The sequence below is a fragment of the Martinezella rhizogenes genome (assembly GCF_000799715.1).
Taxonomy (GTDB): Bacteria; Pseudomonadota; Alphaproteobacteria; order Rhizobiales; family Rhizobiaceae; genus Rhizobium; species Rhizobium rhizogenes_C.
In genome coordinates this window covers 256,526-271,415 of the sequence record NZ_JUHG01000015.1, presented here as the reverse complement: position 1 = coordinate 271,415, position 14,890 = coordinate 256,526, and the positions used below count along the sequence as shown (strand labels likewise).

Here is a 14,890-nt window from a genome sequence, read left to right as displayed (position 1 = left end):
TCCGTCAGCCGACGCCATGTTTTTCCAGAATGGTCATTGCGATCGAATTGAAGGCCGCCGGGCTTTCGAGCATCGGAAAGTGGCCTACGTCATTCATGATGTGCAGATCGAGACCGGCCAGATCGAGTTCGGTGCTGCTGCGAAGCATGGCAGAGTTGACTGTGGCGACCGGGACATCCAGAAGCGGCCAGCGCGTTTCTATGTCCCATTCCAGCAAGGATCTCAAAGCCGTCAGCGCGACGTTTCTGTCGCATTGCGTCATGATGCGAATGATGTCGGAGACGATGACCGGATCCGTTGCAGGTGCCGTGATGTTGCGCACCATTTTTGCCATCGTGGCTTCGAAATGCATTTCGAACTTCTGAACCCGCAACTCGATCTCGTCGGCGGGACGGCGCTGGTAAAATGCCGCATCGGTGAAAGTGTCGACGCCGAGGACGAACTTGCATCGTCCGGCAAGAAGCAGGCCTGCCTCTATTGCGACGGGACCGCCCATGGAATGGCCCATCAGGGTCAGCTCCCTCGCATCGAGCACGTCGGCCACGTCGACAACGTTTTCCGCAAACCTGGCGATACCGATCTGCCGCGTCTCTACCGGAGGCGCCGAAAGACCGTGACCTTCCAGATCAAGCGTCACGACCCGGAAACGGCTGGCCAACTGCGATATTTGGAAGCGCCAAAAGACGTCACTACAGCACCAGCCATGAAGCAGGAATAGAAACGGTCCATTTTCTCCATGCACTTTGAAATTGTGAATGGGCATCCAGCAGCGACCCCACTTGCATCGATAGAAACAGGCTACCCGACGTCCCTATTGGCACGGGATCCGATATCTTTTTACACTATAATTTCTAGCCTGCTCATTGCTTGTTCTCTGAAGGCACATAAAGCCTAAACTGGAATCCGAAATGACCGGTCGGCGGTTCGAAGCCCATCAAGACCAGCATGGGCGGAGTTCGGTTAGCGCAGCCGAACTGTGCAGGTGAGGTGTCGAAACGGCCGAGGACGAGAATTCCGGAGATGATGGCAGTCCCCTGGTCATATCCAACCCGCATTCGCCCGATCTCATGGCTCCCCTGCGGGCCGCGACACCCAACCGCGTTGCCCCGGACGAGACGAGCTCTCGCGGATAACGAGTTCGCCCGGCAGGAGGGTCAAGGTTGGAGGGGGCAGGGGCGCATCCGTCTCCATGAGCGCGACCAGGCGTTCGACAGCTGCCTTGGCCAGTGTCGCGCCGTCGTTGCGGACGCTGGTGAGGGTCGTGTTGGAGAACTCCCCGAACTCGATGTTGTCATAGCCCACGATGGACAGCTCTTCGGGAACGGACACGCCATTGACTTTCGCCCAATGCATGGCCCCAAGCGCGAACATATCGGATGTCCCAAACAGGGCCGTCAGCCCGAGATTGCGCTCGGCCAACACAGCCATCCCTTCATATCCTGCCGCGATGCTGAAGCCGTTAGGTTCGTAGATCTGGCGGTCGTCGAGAGGAAGGCCATGCACATGATGCGCATGCCGGAAACCCGCTATTTTTAGCGGTTTCTCGTTGATTGGCCCAAGCGCGCCAATCCTTGTATGGCCAAGCGCGATCAGGTGGGTCGTTGCGTCGTAAGAGGCCTGAAATTCATCGACGCCGACGGCATCCAGCCCCGTGTCCCGGGCACCGACCAGCATGACGATCGGGAAATTCCGCTCTCGCAGCCGGTGCAAATGGCTAAGTTTGGTATGGTCCACCGGATAGATCAGCAGTCCGTCGACCATGTGCCGCCGAAACATCTCGATCGCGGCGGTTTCCTGTTGCGGCGTGCTGCTGCTTGCAAAGAGCACGCTATAGCCGCGATCCGACATTTCCCGCTGCAAGGCGGTGGCAACCGCCGTCGGCTGAGGGTTGGTCAGATACTCGACCAACATGCCCACCGTGTTGCTGCGTTTCAGGACGAGCGACTTGGCCGAATTGTTCGGAACATAGTCCAGCGCCTCGGCCGCCTTGATGATCGTGTCGCGGGCCGCCTGGGATATCCGCGTGCTGCCGCGCAAGGCCAGGGAAACGGTATTGGTGCCGTATCCGGTCTTTGCAGCGATATCCGCCAAAGTCGATTTCCGCTGCCGCGTCAAATGAGTTCTCCGTCCCGGCATGTCAGCCTCTCAGATGGGCATACAGCACAATAAATCACTTGCAAAGGTAATGTAGTAGCGTTACTACGCAAAAATGACGTAACCTTACTACATCTGATGAAAACCAATGGCGTCCCATTGAGGAGTGGCGCGCCAGGAGGTTGTTGAGAAGAGGTTGGCGTCAATTGCCTTACCGCCGTCGCCAGGAGGTAGATCGCGGAAGTCTTGCAACCTTGGAGGAGGAAAACGGAATGTTTCACGGCAAGAATGCTGCTTTCGGCGGTCTGGTCGCGCTGTTGCTGACGACGTCGGCGCAGGCGCAGGACCTGAGTGTCGAGGTCTATACCAATTGGGTGTCGGGCGGTGAGTCGGTCGCCCTGAATGCCATCGCATCGGCTTTCGAGGCCAAGGGCGGGACTTGGATCGACGACGCCGTTCCGGGCGATTCGATTGCCCCGGCGGTGACGCGCATTGTCGCGGGGGATCCCATGGGTGCCGCAAAGTTCGCTACAGGCAGCGATCTGGACGAACTCTACAAAGCGGGTTTGCTTTCTGACATTGATTCCGTTGCTGCCGAGCAGAAGTGGAAAGAGCGGCTCCCCGATTTCGTCTGGAACGCGATCACCCGCGATGGCCACGTCTATGCCGTGCCGATCAACGCGCAATCTGAAGTCTGGTTGTGGTATTCGAAGGCGGTCTTCAAGAAGGTAGGCATCGAAGAACCCAAGACCTATGACGAACTTTTCGCCGCAATGGACAAGATCAAGGCGGCGGGCGTCATTCCTCTGGCCGTCGGCGGCCAGGACTGGCAGTTGGCGATCCTCTTCAACAAGGTTCTGGCTGGTGTAGCGCCGGATGTCTACCGGCAGTTACAGACAGATGATTACGAGACCGCGATCAAGTCAGACGGCTTCAAAAAGGCGGCGGAAATTTTCGGGCGCCTGAGACATTATGACGACGAAGGCAGCCCCGGGCGTCAGTGGAACGTCGCGGTCAACATGGTCGCCACGGGTCGAGCCGCTATGATGGTGATGGGCGATTGGGCCAAGGGCGAGTTCTCGGCGGCGGGGCAGAAGGCGGGTGTGGACTACGGCTGCATGCTTGGACCGCAGAACGACGCGGTGATCCTGTCGGGCGATGCCTTCGTCTTCCCGAAAAAAGAGTCACAGCGGCCTGGTCAGATCCTCCTCGCCTCAGTGATGCTCGATCAGGCGACCCAGGTGGCTTTCAATGAAGCCAAGGGTTCGATGCCGAGCATCCTGGACGCCGATGTGAGCCAGATGGATGAGTGCACTCAAAAGGCCATGGCCGTGCTCCAGGACCCGGCCAAGCGCCTTCCTGCCCATCCCTACATTCTCTCCGCCGACCGTCGGAAGGGCATGCAGAACGTCATCTCGCAATATTGGAGTGATGAAGCAGCAGGGCCGGATAGTCTGATCGATGCGATGCTCAAGACGTTCCAGTCCACGAACTAGACCGCGGCCGGTTCATGCCGGCGGGTTTGTTCCCGACCCGTCGGTACCCCCTTCTCGCTCCACTCTCGACGGCTTGCCCAGATGGAACATGCCATGGCCCTGCCTGTAACACTCCGTAGACTTCCCGCCGTCATTGCCATGACACCGACAATCTTCTTTGTCGTCGTTGTGCTTTGCTTCGGCCTCTTGTGGACGGTCTGGACCTCCTTCACGTCGTCCAAACTGCTTCCAAGCAATGATTTCGCCGGCCTTGAGCAATATGTCAGATTGTTCGGGTCCGACCTCTGGCAGGTGGCCGTCGTCAATGTCGCGGTCTTCGGCATTCTGTTCATCGGCGGCTGTCTGGCGCTTGGCTATGTGCTTGCGGTCCTCCTGGATCAAAACATCCGCTTCGAAGATGGCTTTCGCACGATCTTCCTGATGTCGGCCTCGCTGAGTTTCGTGGTGACTGGGATCGTCTGGCAATGGCTGTTCGACCCGACATTCGGGATCCAGGCGGCCGTTCGCAATTGGGGCTTTTCCGACTTCAGGTTTGACTGGCTGGCACGCAAGGAGACCGCCATTTATGCGCTGGTCGGTGCTGGCGTGTGGCAAGCGACCGGCCTTGGAATGATCATCATGCTCGCCGGGCTGCGGGGCGTGGATCAGGACATCTGGAATGCAACGCGGGTCGATGGCGTCGCCAGATGGCGGGTCTATGTCTATGTCATTCCCGCAATGATCCGTCCGATGATCGCGACTGCGGCGGTGCTTCTGTCGCTGACCGCAATCAAGATCTACGACCTCGTCGTCGTCATGACGGGAGGCGGGCCGGGCATCTCGACTGAAGTTCCCGCCAAATACGTCATGGACATGCTGTTCCAGCGATCCAACCTCGGCCAGGCGACGGCAGCCGCAACCATAATGCTGCTGGCCATCTCGCTCTTGGTGGGCCTGCCATGGGTCATCATCCGACTTCGCCAATCGCGCTCTTTAGGGGGAGGTCAAGAATGAATCGCGCCGTTGTTCCAGAGGGCCCCAAGCCCCGGAAAATCTCTGCGTCCCGCATTGCGATCTACGTCTTCCTCGTTGTGTCGGCGGCGTTCTTTCTCCTGCCTGTCTATGTGATGATCATCACCTCGCTGAAGCCGATGGCAGAGATCCGGACCGGCAATCTCTTTGCCTTTCCAAAGGAGATCACATTCGATGCCTGGGCCAAGGCCTGGTCGAGCGCTTGCACCGGGCGGGTTTGCAAGGGGATCAGCCCCGGCATGCTCAATTCTTTCAAGATCGCCATTCCAGGCACACTCTTTCCGGTGATCCTCGGAGCGATCAACGGTTATGCCCTGTCCTTCTGGCGGTTCCGCGGGGCAAATCTGGTGTTCGTGATGTTGCTGGTGAGCACCTTCGTGCCGATCCAGGTGTTCATATTCCCGCTAGTGCGCATGATGACGGCGACCGGCCTCTTCGGCACCCTGCCTGGGATCGTCCTGATCCACACAGGGTTCACACTACCGATTACCACGCTTCTCTTTCGCAACTTCTATGCTGCGGTTCCCGAAGAGATGTTCAGCGCGGCGCGCATCGACGGTGGAGGGTTCTGGTCGATCTTCGGCTACGTCCTCCTGCCTATTTCCACGCCGATCGTCATCGTTGCAGTCATCCTGCAATTCACCGGCTCGTGGAACGACTATCTCTTCGGCCTGATTTTCGCGGGGCGAGGGAACCAGCCCATGACGGTGCTGCTCACCTCTATCGTCACCAGTCAATACGGCGAGAAGGAATACAACGTGAATATGGCAGCCACGATGCTCGCCGCCATGGTGCCACTCCTGGTCTATTTCGCCTCGGGCCGATGGTTCGTCCGTGGAATTTCAGATGGCGCGCTGAAGGGGTAAGACATGGAAAATGCTTTGAAAAAAGAAAAAGCCAAGGGTGTCTCTGTCCGCAAGGTCCGCGTCTCCTACGGGGCGGTTCACGTGATCCGCGAGCTGGACTTCGAGGTCGCGCCAGGGGAGTTCGTCGTTCTTCTGGGTGGCTCGGGCTGCGGCAAGTCCACGCTGCTTAGCGTCATCGCGGGGCTTCGGGATGTCTCTGGCGGGCAGATCTGGATCGGCGACGAAAACGTCACCTGGCACGAGCCCAAGGATCGCGACATCGGCATGGTGTTTCAATCCTACGCGCTTTATCCGCAAATGACGGTGCGCGGGAACCTGTCTTTCGGCCTGCGCATGACTGGGGCCGACAAGGCGGTGATCGACAAGCGGGTGACTGAAGCGGCCGAGATCCTGCAACTGACAGCACTCCTGGAACGCAAGCCGCGCCAGCTTTCAGGCGGCCAGCGGCAGCGGGTCGCGATCGGACGCGCGTTGGTGCGGCACGCCGGCGTCTTCCTCTTTGACGAACCCCTTTCCAACCTCGATGCAAAGCTGCGCACCGAGTTGCGCGGGGAACTGAAGCGGCTCCACAAGCAATTGGGCACGACGATGATTTTCGTGACCCATGACCAGATCGAGGCACTGACCCTTGCGGACCGCATCGCCGTGATGGAAGGCGGCGTGATCCGTCAGATCGGTACGCCAAAGGAAATCTACCGGCATCCGCAAAACCGCTTCGTGGCGGGCTTCATCGGTTCTCCCGGCATGAACTTCTTTGATGGCGAGGTGCAGGTGCAAGGCGAAGAGGCAAGGTTTGTCGGGCGCGGGTTCGAACTGACCCTGAACGGCTACGAGTTTGCAACGGCGACGCCCGTGTGCGGCAAGGCCGTACTGGGGCTGCGGCCCGAGCATGTCGGAACGCGCCTTACTGGCCAGTCACCCTTCCAGGCATCCAGTCCCATCGTCTCGGTCGAGCCCATGGGCGCAGAAACACTCCTCTGGGGGCGTCTTGGCGAGGATCCCCTCTCGATCCGGGTCGACACGCTTCAAGGCTTCGACGAGGCCTCCAGCATCGCGTTTGAAATCGATCCGGCGCTGGTCTCGGTTTTCGATGCGGCAACCGGCCAGCGGCTCTGACTGCCCAGAACTCAATTCACACTCCCCCGAAAGGATAGTGCAGATGACTTACACGGACGAAAATGGCTTTGTTTCACTTTTCGATGGCAAGACGCTGAACGGCTGGTTTGCCACGCCGAGGACATATGGCGAGATGTGGCCGGGTGGCCCCACGGTGCAGGAAGCCCATCCCGATCTCTTCTCGGCGGACTATGACGAGCAGACCGCAAAGCACCCGGCGGTGTGGACGGTGGAAGACGGTGCGATCGTCGGTCGGCAGGACAGCCCCGGCAGCGGCTGGGGCGGCTATCTGGTCACCGAAAAGACCTATGGCGATTTCGAACTGACCTTCGAGGCCAAGCCCGACTGGCCTGCCGATACCGGGATCATGCTGCGCAAGAAGCCGCATACGTTCCACGGTTTCCAGGTGCTTCTGGATCATCGGCAATCCGGTTCGATCGGCGGCTTTTATGGCAATGGCATCAGCGGCTTCCACGCCGTGCCCTTCGCGCTCGATGTGGTGCTCGACGTGGACGGAAAACCCGTCGGCCTGCGTGAGGACGACCCGAAGACCTCGATCGAGCCCTTCACCCAGGCCAAGCGTGATCTCTTGACCGAGGGCTGCTCCATCGAGGACTTTCTCGCGGCATGGAAGTTTGGTGAGTGGAACGCCTTCCGCGTCCGCATCGTCGGGGCCAAACCTCAGGCTTCGGTGTGGATCAACGGTATGCTGATCGCCTCCATCGATCTCGCCACGATGACGTTTCCGAACTACGACGCCGATGCCGTGGCTGACTTCCTTGGCCCTAAGGGGCACATCGCCTTTGAGGTGCATGACAACGACAAGAGGCTCGGCGAGGGGCGATGGGGCCGCACAGCCGCCTGCCGCTGGCGTAACATCCGTATCAAGGAGCTTTGAGCCATGCCCGAAACTCCTGACATCCGCTGGGGCATCATCGGCCCCGGATGGATCGCCGAGTTGTTCGCCGAGGATCTGGCCCGTACCCCGGGTGCGCGTTGCGTGGCGGTTGCCTCGCGCGACATCGGCAGGGCCAAGGCCTTTGCCGAACGCCACGGCATCGCCACGGCCTATGGCGACTATGCCGCCATCGCCGCCGATCCGCAGGTGGACATCGTCTATATCGCCACGCCGCACAGCCACCATCACGCCCATGCGCGGATGATGCTGGAAGGCGGCAAGCCGGTGCTCGTCGAAAAGCCCTTTGCGATGAACGCAACGGAAGCTGCCGACATCGTCGCGCTTGCGCGGGCGCGCCGCCTGTTCGCGATGGATGCGATGTGGACGCTCTGCAACCCGCTCTTTCGTCGGTTGGCGGGCGTCATCGCGGCAGGAGACATCGGCACGCCGCGCGCCTTCGCGGCCCTGATCGGGCCGATGGGCGCGACCAAGGGGCATCGGATCGAAGACCCCGATCTGGGTGGCAGCTTCACATTGGAGTGCATGGTCTACCCGATGAACATCCTGGCCGGACTTGCCCCGAACCTGTTGGTGGATGCGCGGGTGACCGCCTCGGCTCTACTTACCGAGCGCGGTGTCGACAGCGGCTCGGCGATCCAGCTGGCGAACGCGGATGGCCATGCCACGATGTCGGGTGGTTTCGTCCTGGGCGCGAAAGGCGGCGGGTCGTCGAGTTTCCAGCTGATTGGCGACGAGGGCTGGCTTGCGGTCACCGACAACCTCTTCAACCCCGGTCGCGCCCTGATCAGCGCCCGCGGCCGCGAGATGGAGGAGGTGACCGAGCCCTCCAGCACTGAGCGCTACCGCTTCGAAATCGAAGAGGCCGGCCGCTGCCTGCGCGCGGGAAAGCGCGAAAGCGAACTGGTGTCGCATGACTTGACGCTAGCGGTGATGCAGCTTCTGGATCAGGCAATGATCCAAACCAGAGGAGGAATCCTTCCATGAAAATCCCACCACGTGAGCTGGCAAGAGGTCAGCGCTGCCAGGTCTGGGTTCACGACACCGCCAGCGGCGAGAACCGCATGATACTGGAGACGACGGACCTACTGCTGGAGGCGCCCAACTGGACCCTTCAGGGTGACGCGCTGATCCTGAACGGCGGAGGAATGCTCTGGCGCTTGCCGATTGAAGACCCGAACCTGCAGGTGATCGACTTGCAGGGCGTGCCGCCCTTGAACAACGATCATGTACTGGATCCGGACGGGGCGCATATTTTCGTGTCAGCCTACGACGACTGGCAGCTATACCGCGCGCCGCTTACGGGCGGGGTGGCGGTTCAGGTCTCCGGCAGGCAAGGCCCTGACGGACTTCTGCACTTTCTCCACGGAGTTTCGCCTGACGGGCGGCAGCTTGCCTTTGTCGGCGTACAGGCACAGATCACCGACGGCAGCTTCACCTTCGTATCGGCCGAGATTTGCACCCTCGGGTCTGATGGACACGGGTTTCGTCAGATCACCTCGGGCGGCGCACCGGCTGACGGGCCGGAATACAGCCCCGATGGCGCCTGGATCTATTTCAACACCGAAGCCTTTTCGGGCCACGCTCAGATCGCACGCATGCGGCCCGACGGGTCGGAGATCGAAAGACTGACCGATACGCCCACGGTCGACTGGTTCCCGCATTTATCCCCCGATGGTCGGCTTGCGGCCTTTATAGCCTATCCGGCCGAGACGAAAGGACATCCGGCCGATCTTTGGGTCGAGCTGAAACTGGTGCGTGACGGCGATTGGCCGGGTGCAGTGACCGTCGCCCGTCTCTTCGGCGGTCAGGGCACCATCAACGTCAACAGCTGGTCGCCCGACAGCACGCGATTTGCGTTCGTTGCCTACCCGATGGACTGAGTTCACTTCGGGCCGCGCGCAATGCCAGCATGGCCCGACCTTCACGAAAAGACCCAGGAGACCCCAGATGAGCTACACGCTCGACACGCTTGCCCAGGAACTAAAGGACCTGCAACTTGCGACATTCGACTATGATTTCGCCTGGAAACTTGGCTGTATTATGCAGGCGCAGGCGGCGGCCCGATCATTGCCGGCAGCGATTACCGTGGCGCATGGCACCGATGTGGTGTTCGCCCTGCTGATGCCGGGCGCCACCCCGGACAATACGGACTGGGCGACCCGAAAGCGTTCCGTTGCCCATCGATTTCATCGCAGTTCCCTGGCCATGCGGATGGAATCTGAACAAGGTGGGTATGATTTCAACAGTCGTTTTCGATTGCCGGAATCCGACTTCGTGGCCAGCGGGGGCGGGTTTCCCCTGATGTTGCGCGGCGGGACACTGATCGGAACGGTGGGCGTCAGCGGGCTTCCCGACCTGGAAGATCATCTGCTTGTGACAAATGCGCTGCGGGAGCTGTTGATCTTGGATCATTGAGCGGTTTTGGGTCAAGACCCATGCCGGTCGCCGAAGCAAACTGGGACGTGATCCTCTTCATCTGTAAGCGTAAGAAACACCCCAACAGGGTTCGAAACCATTCAAAGGAGAAGGCAATTGGCCAAAACAATACGGTGGGGAATACTGGCGACAGGCTGGATTGCCGATCTGTTCGTCAAGGACCTGATCCAGACGGGTCATTCGGTTGCGGCCGTGGGATCCCGTGCACAGGAAAGTGCGGATCGCTTTGCAAAGGCTTTTGGTATCGCAACGGCGCATGGCAGTTATGAAGCGCTGGTGGCGGACCCCAATGTCGATATCATCTACATTGCAACCCCGCATCCCCAGCATGTCACCGCGGCGAAGCTTGCGCTCGATGCTGGCAAGCACATCCTCGTCGAGAAGCCCTTCACTCTCAATGCCAGGGAAGCCGCCGAAATTGTCGACCTGGCCCGCGCCAAAGGTCTGGTCGTGCTCGAGGCGATGTGGACACGTTTTCTTCCGCACATGCGCCGCATCCGTGAGATCATTGCCGCCGGCACGGTCGGAGAGGTCCGTTCCATCACCGCCGATCATCGCCAGAAGCTGCCAGATGATCCGAAGCATCGTCTGAACGCCTTGGAACTTGGCGGCGGCGCTTTGCTGGATCTGGGCATCTATCCCATCTCGTTCGTCTGGGACATTATGGGCAAACCTGTGTCCATCAAGGCGACAGCGACTTTTCGCGGCACCGGGGCAGACGCACAGGTTGCGACGCTGTTTCACTATGCATCGGGCGCAATCGCCACCACCCTGTCCTCAAGCGACAGCGCAGGGCCAAATCGGGCGAGTGTGGTTGGGACGAAAGGGCGGATCGAGATCGATCGTGTTTGGTATTCGCCAACCACATTCCGGGTGTATGATAATGAAAACAACGTTCTTGAGACTTTCGACGGTTCAGTTGAAGGCCGCGGCATGCAGTTTCAAGCGCAAGAGGCAGAGCGGCTGATCACTGGCGGGCTGATCGCGGGCCAAATCATGCCACCCTCGCAATCCGTCGACATCATGACCACATTGGACGAGGTGCGCAGACAGATCGGACTGCAGTACCCTGGCGAGCACTGAAATGCCCTTGTATCGCCGCGCCGCCTGTTCGATCCCCATCAGGGCGAGCGAGTGAACATCATCTCCGCTATTCGAGAGCGTCGCGGCGGCGGCACGAAGCAGGCACCGCTCATCGGCCTGCGGTGTGAAAAGTGCCGCCACCGTGCAATCAACCATCACTCAAGTCGAAACGCCTTCCGATGAGCTAGTCGCACTTGAGGAAGAAAACCGATGGTTGAAGGGCTTGATGACAGAATATGCAGCTTCGAAAGATGCTTGAGCGTCTGGCGGTATTTGAGTTCTCTTCCAAATCGATCGTCTTGCATTGATGCGCATCAAAGACGGCTCTGGTTGGAGCAATAGCCGACCATTCCGGCTTGGATTTGGCCATCTGCCACAAGAGCGTCTCGGGCCTGCATTGTCTGCGTCATCCTCTGCCTTGGATCTGTTGGAAAACACCGTTCGCCATTAGGTGCGAAAAGGTTAGGCCACTTCGAGATTCTTAAGGTAGAGCGAAAGCAATTGCGTCTGTGAGGAGATGCCGAGCTTACGGTAGACATTGCGCCGATGGACTTTGACGGTCCCCGTCGAAATGTTCAGCCTCATGCCGATCGACTCAGAAGAGTGGCCTTGCAGGACCAGATCGACGATCGCCGTTTCCCGGCTCGTCAGATTGAGATTACGCCAGACAGTATCGGCTGGTTGCAGCAAGTTTCCGGAGGTACTGCGCTTGCGACCATTGCGCGTCCTGGAGTTCAGTTGCGCGTCGAAGCGTGGCGCAAGGCCGGACCAGTAATGTCGCACCATGCTTGCGATCAACGGCTCGACCATTTTCAATAGCGCGAATTCCGTCGCAGGGAAGGGACCTGTTTCCTCCCGTCGCATCAGCGACAGCACGATGGTGATGTTGTCATCGGCAGCGACGAAGAAGCCGATCTCCTCTGCCAGCCCGGTCTGGACGTAGTATGTGCGATAATATTCGCTGGAGAAGAAGCGGTCAGGCGCTAGCTCCCGCATGCGAAAGGCGCCGGCGCGGCGCTCGCGGGCTGTTTGGTAAAATGGGTCGAGGAGGTAGGGGCCCGCCTGATAGAGCGTGACGAAGATGATGTGTTCCTTCTGGTTGAAGGTGCTGTAGAGGTCGATTGGCCGTTCCTTACCGCGATACGCGAAAACGACGACATGGTCGAAGCGCACCAGTGACGCCATCATCTTGGAGAAGGTCTCGCCGAATTCGCTGTCGGTCATTGTCGGTCGGCCGACCGTCGCATTGAAGGCTCGAAATAGCGCCTCCAAATCCGTGCCCATATGACGAAACCTCCTTGTTGCCCCACGCGGAAATCAGCGCGCCTCTATATATACCTTCCATGAAGCTAGATGGGCTGAAATACCTCTTTCGGGGTATATACCGTGAGGGAGGCTAGGCTTAGTCTTTTCTCAACGACGGTGGCAAAAGGCAGCGCTAGACTGCCCAATCCTAACCAACCGCAGGGAACAGACGTGGCATCCGCTTCGACGAACGATATCGAATTCCGTTCGGTCACAAAGAATTATGGCGACGTGACCGCTGTAACGGACATCAACCTCAATGTGCCGAAGGGTGCCTTTCTGGCACTGCTTGGCCCTTCCGGCTGTGGCAAGACGACATGTCTGCGCATGATCGGCGGCTTCGAGCAGCCGAGCGAAGGCGCGGTGCTGATCAACGGACGCGAGATGAACGGCGTGCCTGCCTATCGTCGTCCAGTCAACATGGTGTTCCAGCACTATGCGCTGTTCCCGCATTTCAATGTGGAGCAAAACGTCGCCTATGGGCTGAAGCAGATGCGACCAAGGATCGCCTCTGCCGAGATCGGTCGCCGGGTCATGGAAGCGCTGGAGATGGTTCGTCTCGGCGGCTTTTCTAAGCGCCGCATCCATGAAATGTCCGGTGGCCAGCAGCAGCGCGTGGCACTGGCACGGGCCATCGTTAACCGTCCGTCCGTTTTGCTTCTCGACGAGCCGCTGGCAGCACTCGACAAGAAGCTGCGCTCGGCCATGCAAATAGAGTTGCAGACATTGCAGCGTGAGCTCGGCATCACCTTCGTCCTCGTCACCCACGACCAGGAGGAGGCACTTTCGATGGCTGATGTCGTTTGTGTCATGAGTGCTGGGCGCATTCGCCAGTTGGGGTCGCCACAGGAGGTCTACGACCGTCCGGCAGATCTCTTCGTTGCAGATTTCGTCGGTAAAACAAACCGTGTCAGCGCAATGATGGAAGCCGATGGAGCGACGCTCCGGCTTGCAGACGGCTCTGCGATTGCAGCGAGCGCAAGGCAGCAGGTTTCGCCGGGAGAGACGATCGTCGCGATCCGTCCGGAGGCGATCCGGCTGACGCGAGTAGAGGCGCGCGAAGCCCCGGCCTTCAAGGGGACCGTTACGCACCGCATCTTCCTTGGCTCATCCGCTGAATATGCGGTGACGGTTCCAGGGCTCGGCGATTTCCTGGTTACCGCCGACCGGCGCGGCATGAACGAGGGCGACTTGGTCGAGCCGGGCGAGGTGGTCTTCCTCGACTTCGATCCGGCCGCGGCACATGTCTTTTCCGTATCGAGTGCAGCATAAAATCAAAACAAGGGAACAGCATCATGAGCAAGGACTACGAGGATAATCTCCCCATTTCCGCCAAAGGCTTCATGGACGAATTCATGCGCCTGAAGCGCGGCTCCGTTAATCGTCGCCATTTCCTCGGCATTACCGGCCTCGGTCTTGCGGCGGCGGTGATGTCTCGCTTCCCGGGCGCTGTGACGACACCCGCTTATGCGGCGGGGGAGCTCGGCACGCAGATGTCGATCGCAACTTGGCCGAACTACCACGATCCGGCGACCTTCGAGAATTTCAAGGCGGCAACAGGCGTTGCTGTCGAGGTCAACGTCTTCGGCTCCAATGAGGAAATGCTAGCGAAACTGCAGGCTGGCGCTTCTGGTTGGTCCCTATTTGTTCCAACCAACTATACGATCTCCACCCACCACAAGCTCGGCCTGATTGAGGAGCTGGATTTATCGAAGATACCGAACTTCAGCCAGGCGACCGAAAACCCGCGCTTCACCAAGGAAGGCCAGATCGAGGGCAAGACCTATGCCGTGCCAAAAAACTGGGGCACGACGGGCTTTTCCGTGAATACCTCGAAGATCAAGACGAAGCTGTCGAGCTGGAAGGATTTCTTCGAGATTGCCCAGACCGAGGCCGACGGCCGCGCCATGGTGCACGACTATCAACTGACAACGATCGGCAGTGCGCTGGTTTCACTCGGCTACGATTTCAACTCAATCAAGGCCGACGAGCTTGCCAAGGCCGAGGAGCTGCTGATCAAGGTCAAGCCGCACCTCTTTGCCATCAACAGCGACTATCAACCGGCAATGCGCGCCACCGATGCATGGATGACGATGTGCTGGACGAATGACGGCGCGCAGCTCAACCGCGATATCCCTGAAATCGCCTATGTACTTGGTACGGACGGTGGTGAGATCTGGACCGACTATTACGCGATCCCGAAGGATGCGCCAAACAAGGCTGCGGGCTACGCGCTGCTGAACTATCTGATGGATCCCGCGAATGCCGTGAAGGAACACATTGCCAACGGCGCGCCGACGACAGACAGCCGCGTCATCTCGATGTTGCCGAAAGAGATCACGTCCAACAAGATCGTCTATCCTGACGAGGCGGCGCTGACCCCGCTCGAATTCGGTGCCGCAGTGACGCTGACGGATCCGGGCCGTGCTGAGCTGATGGCCCGCTTCAAGTCGGCCTAACCGCGGATTATTGGTCCCTTACCTCTCCCCGTTCTGACGGGGAGAGGTACCTGCATCATATGACGTTGATATTGGAGCCGCCTGTGAAGCATGTCCCTCCGCCCC

Annotated in this window: 14 protein-coding genes; 11 read left to right on the top strand and 3 right to left on the bottom strand. The window is 59.4% G+C overall.

The features are described 5' to 3' along the window. Positions 1-4: 4 nt before the first annotated feature. Complete coding sequence (locus tag EX00_RS30840) at positions 5-763, bottom strand: alpha/beta fold hydrolase (RefSeq protein ID WP_080761293.1); 759 nt, start codon at positions 761-763, stop codon at positions 5-7. A 302-nt stretch (positions 764-1,065) separates the two neighbouring features. Further along, positions 1,066-2,091, bottom strand: coding sequence for a LacI family DNA-binding transcriptional regulator (locus tag EX00_RS21370; RefSeq protein ID WP_234709074.1), 1,026 nt, complete (start codon positions 2,089-2,091; stop codon positions 1,066-1,068). A 275-nt stretch (positions 2,092-2,366) separates the two neighbouring features. Between EX00_RS21370 and EX00_RS21365 the strand changes: the two genes are divergently transcribed. From EX00_RS21365 to EX00_RS21325, 9 genes are all read left to right on the top strand, one after another. Continuing rightward, positions 2,367-3,590 carry an ABC transporter substrate-binding protein gene (locus EX00_RS21365; RefSeq protein ID WP_052210849.1) on the top strand — a complete coding sequence of 408 codons (1,224 nt, stop codon included), beginning with the start codon at positions 2,367-2,369 and terminating at the stop codon, positions 3,588-3,590. A gap of 93 nt (positions 3,591-3,683) precedes the next feature. Further along, the gene (locus EX00_RS21360; protein ID WP_047462417.1) at positions 3,684-4,583 is read left to right on the top strand and encodes a carbohydrate ABC transporter permease; all 900 of its coding nucleotides are present in this window, start codon (positions 3,684-3,686) and stop codon (positions 4,581-4,583) included. Next, on the top strand, positions 4,580-5,467 hold the full coding sequence (locus EX00_RS21355; protein WP_047462414.1) for a carbohydrate ABC transporter permease: 888 nt from the start codon (positions 4,580-4,582) through the stop codon (positions 5,465-5,467). Before EX00_RS21360 ends, EX00_RS21355 begins: the two co-directional genes overlap by 4 nt. 3 nt (positions 5,468-5,470) lie before the next feature. Beyond that, complete coding sequence (locus EX00_RS21350; RefSeq protein WP_047462411.1) at positions 5,471-6,583, top strand: ABC transporter ATP-binding protein; 1,113 nt, start codon at positions 5,471-5,473, stop codon at positions 6,581-6,583. Between the two features lie 43 nt (positions 6,584-6,626). Continuing rightward, a complete protein-coding gene (locus tag EX00_RS21345; protein WP_047462408.1) occupies positions 6,627-7,481 on the top strand; it encodes a 3-keto-disaccharide hydrolase in 855 nt (284 codons plus the stop codon). A 3-nt stretch (positions 7,482-7,484) separates the two neighbouring features. Continuing rightward, the gene (locus tag EX00_RS21340) at positions 7,485-8,486 is read left to right on the top strand and encodes a Gfo/Idh/MocA family protein (protein WP_047462405.1); all 1,002 of its coding nucleotides are present in this window, start codon (positions 7,485-7,487) and stop codon (positions 8,484-8,486) included. Further along, positions 8,483-9,382: a TolB-like translocation protein gene (locus tag EX00_RS21335; protein WP_047462402.1), complete on the top strand. Its 900-nt coding sequence runs from the start codon at positions 8,483-8,485 to the stop codon at positions 9,380-9,382. Before EX00_RS21340 ends, EX00_RS21335 begins: the two co-directional genes overlap by 4 nt. A gap of 67 nt (positions 9,383-9,449) precedes the next feature. Continuing rightward, the gene (locus EX00_RS21330) at positions 9,450-9,917 is read left to right on the top strand and encodes a heme-degrading domain-containing protein (RefSeq protein ID WP_047462399.1); all 468 of its coding nucleotides are present in this window, start codon (positions 9,450-9,452) and stop codon (positions 9,915-9,917) included. Between the two features lie 117 nt (positions 9,918-10,034). Next, entirely contained in the window at positions 10,035-11,021 is a 987-nt protein-coding gene (locus tag EX00_RS21325) for a Gfo/Idh/MocA family protein (protein WP_047462397.1), read from the top strand. A gap of 462 nt (positions 11,022-11,483) precedes the next feature. Here EX00_RS21325 and EX00_RS21320 read toward each other — a convergent pair whose 3' ends face one another. Beyond that, positions 11,484-12,305 carry a helix-turn-helix transcriptional regulator gene (locus tag EX00_RS21320; RefSeq protein WP_047462394.1) on the bottom strand — a complete coding sequence of 274 codons (822 nt, stop codon included), beginning with the start codon at positions 12,303-12,305 and terminating at the stop codon, positions 11,484-11,486. A gap of 192 nt (positions 12,306-12,497) precedes the next feature. Here EX00_RS21320 and EX00_RS21315 point away from each other — a divergent pair, with 192 nt between their 5' ends. After that, positions 12,498-13,598 (top strand): ABC transporter ATP-binding protein, encoded by a 1,101-nt coding sequence (locus EX00_RS21315; protein WP_047462391.1) that lies wholly within the window; start codon positions 12,498-12,500, stop codon positions 13,596-13,598. Positions 13,599-13,621: 23 nt separating this feature from the next. Further along, positions 13,622-14,785, top strand: a complete 1,164-nt coding sequence (locus EX00_RS21310; protein WP_047462388.1) for an ABC transporter substrate-binding protein — start codon at positions 13,622-13,624, stop codon at positions 14,783-14,785. Positions 14,786-14,890 lie beyond the last annotated feature (105 nt).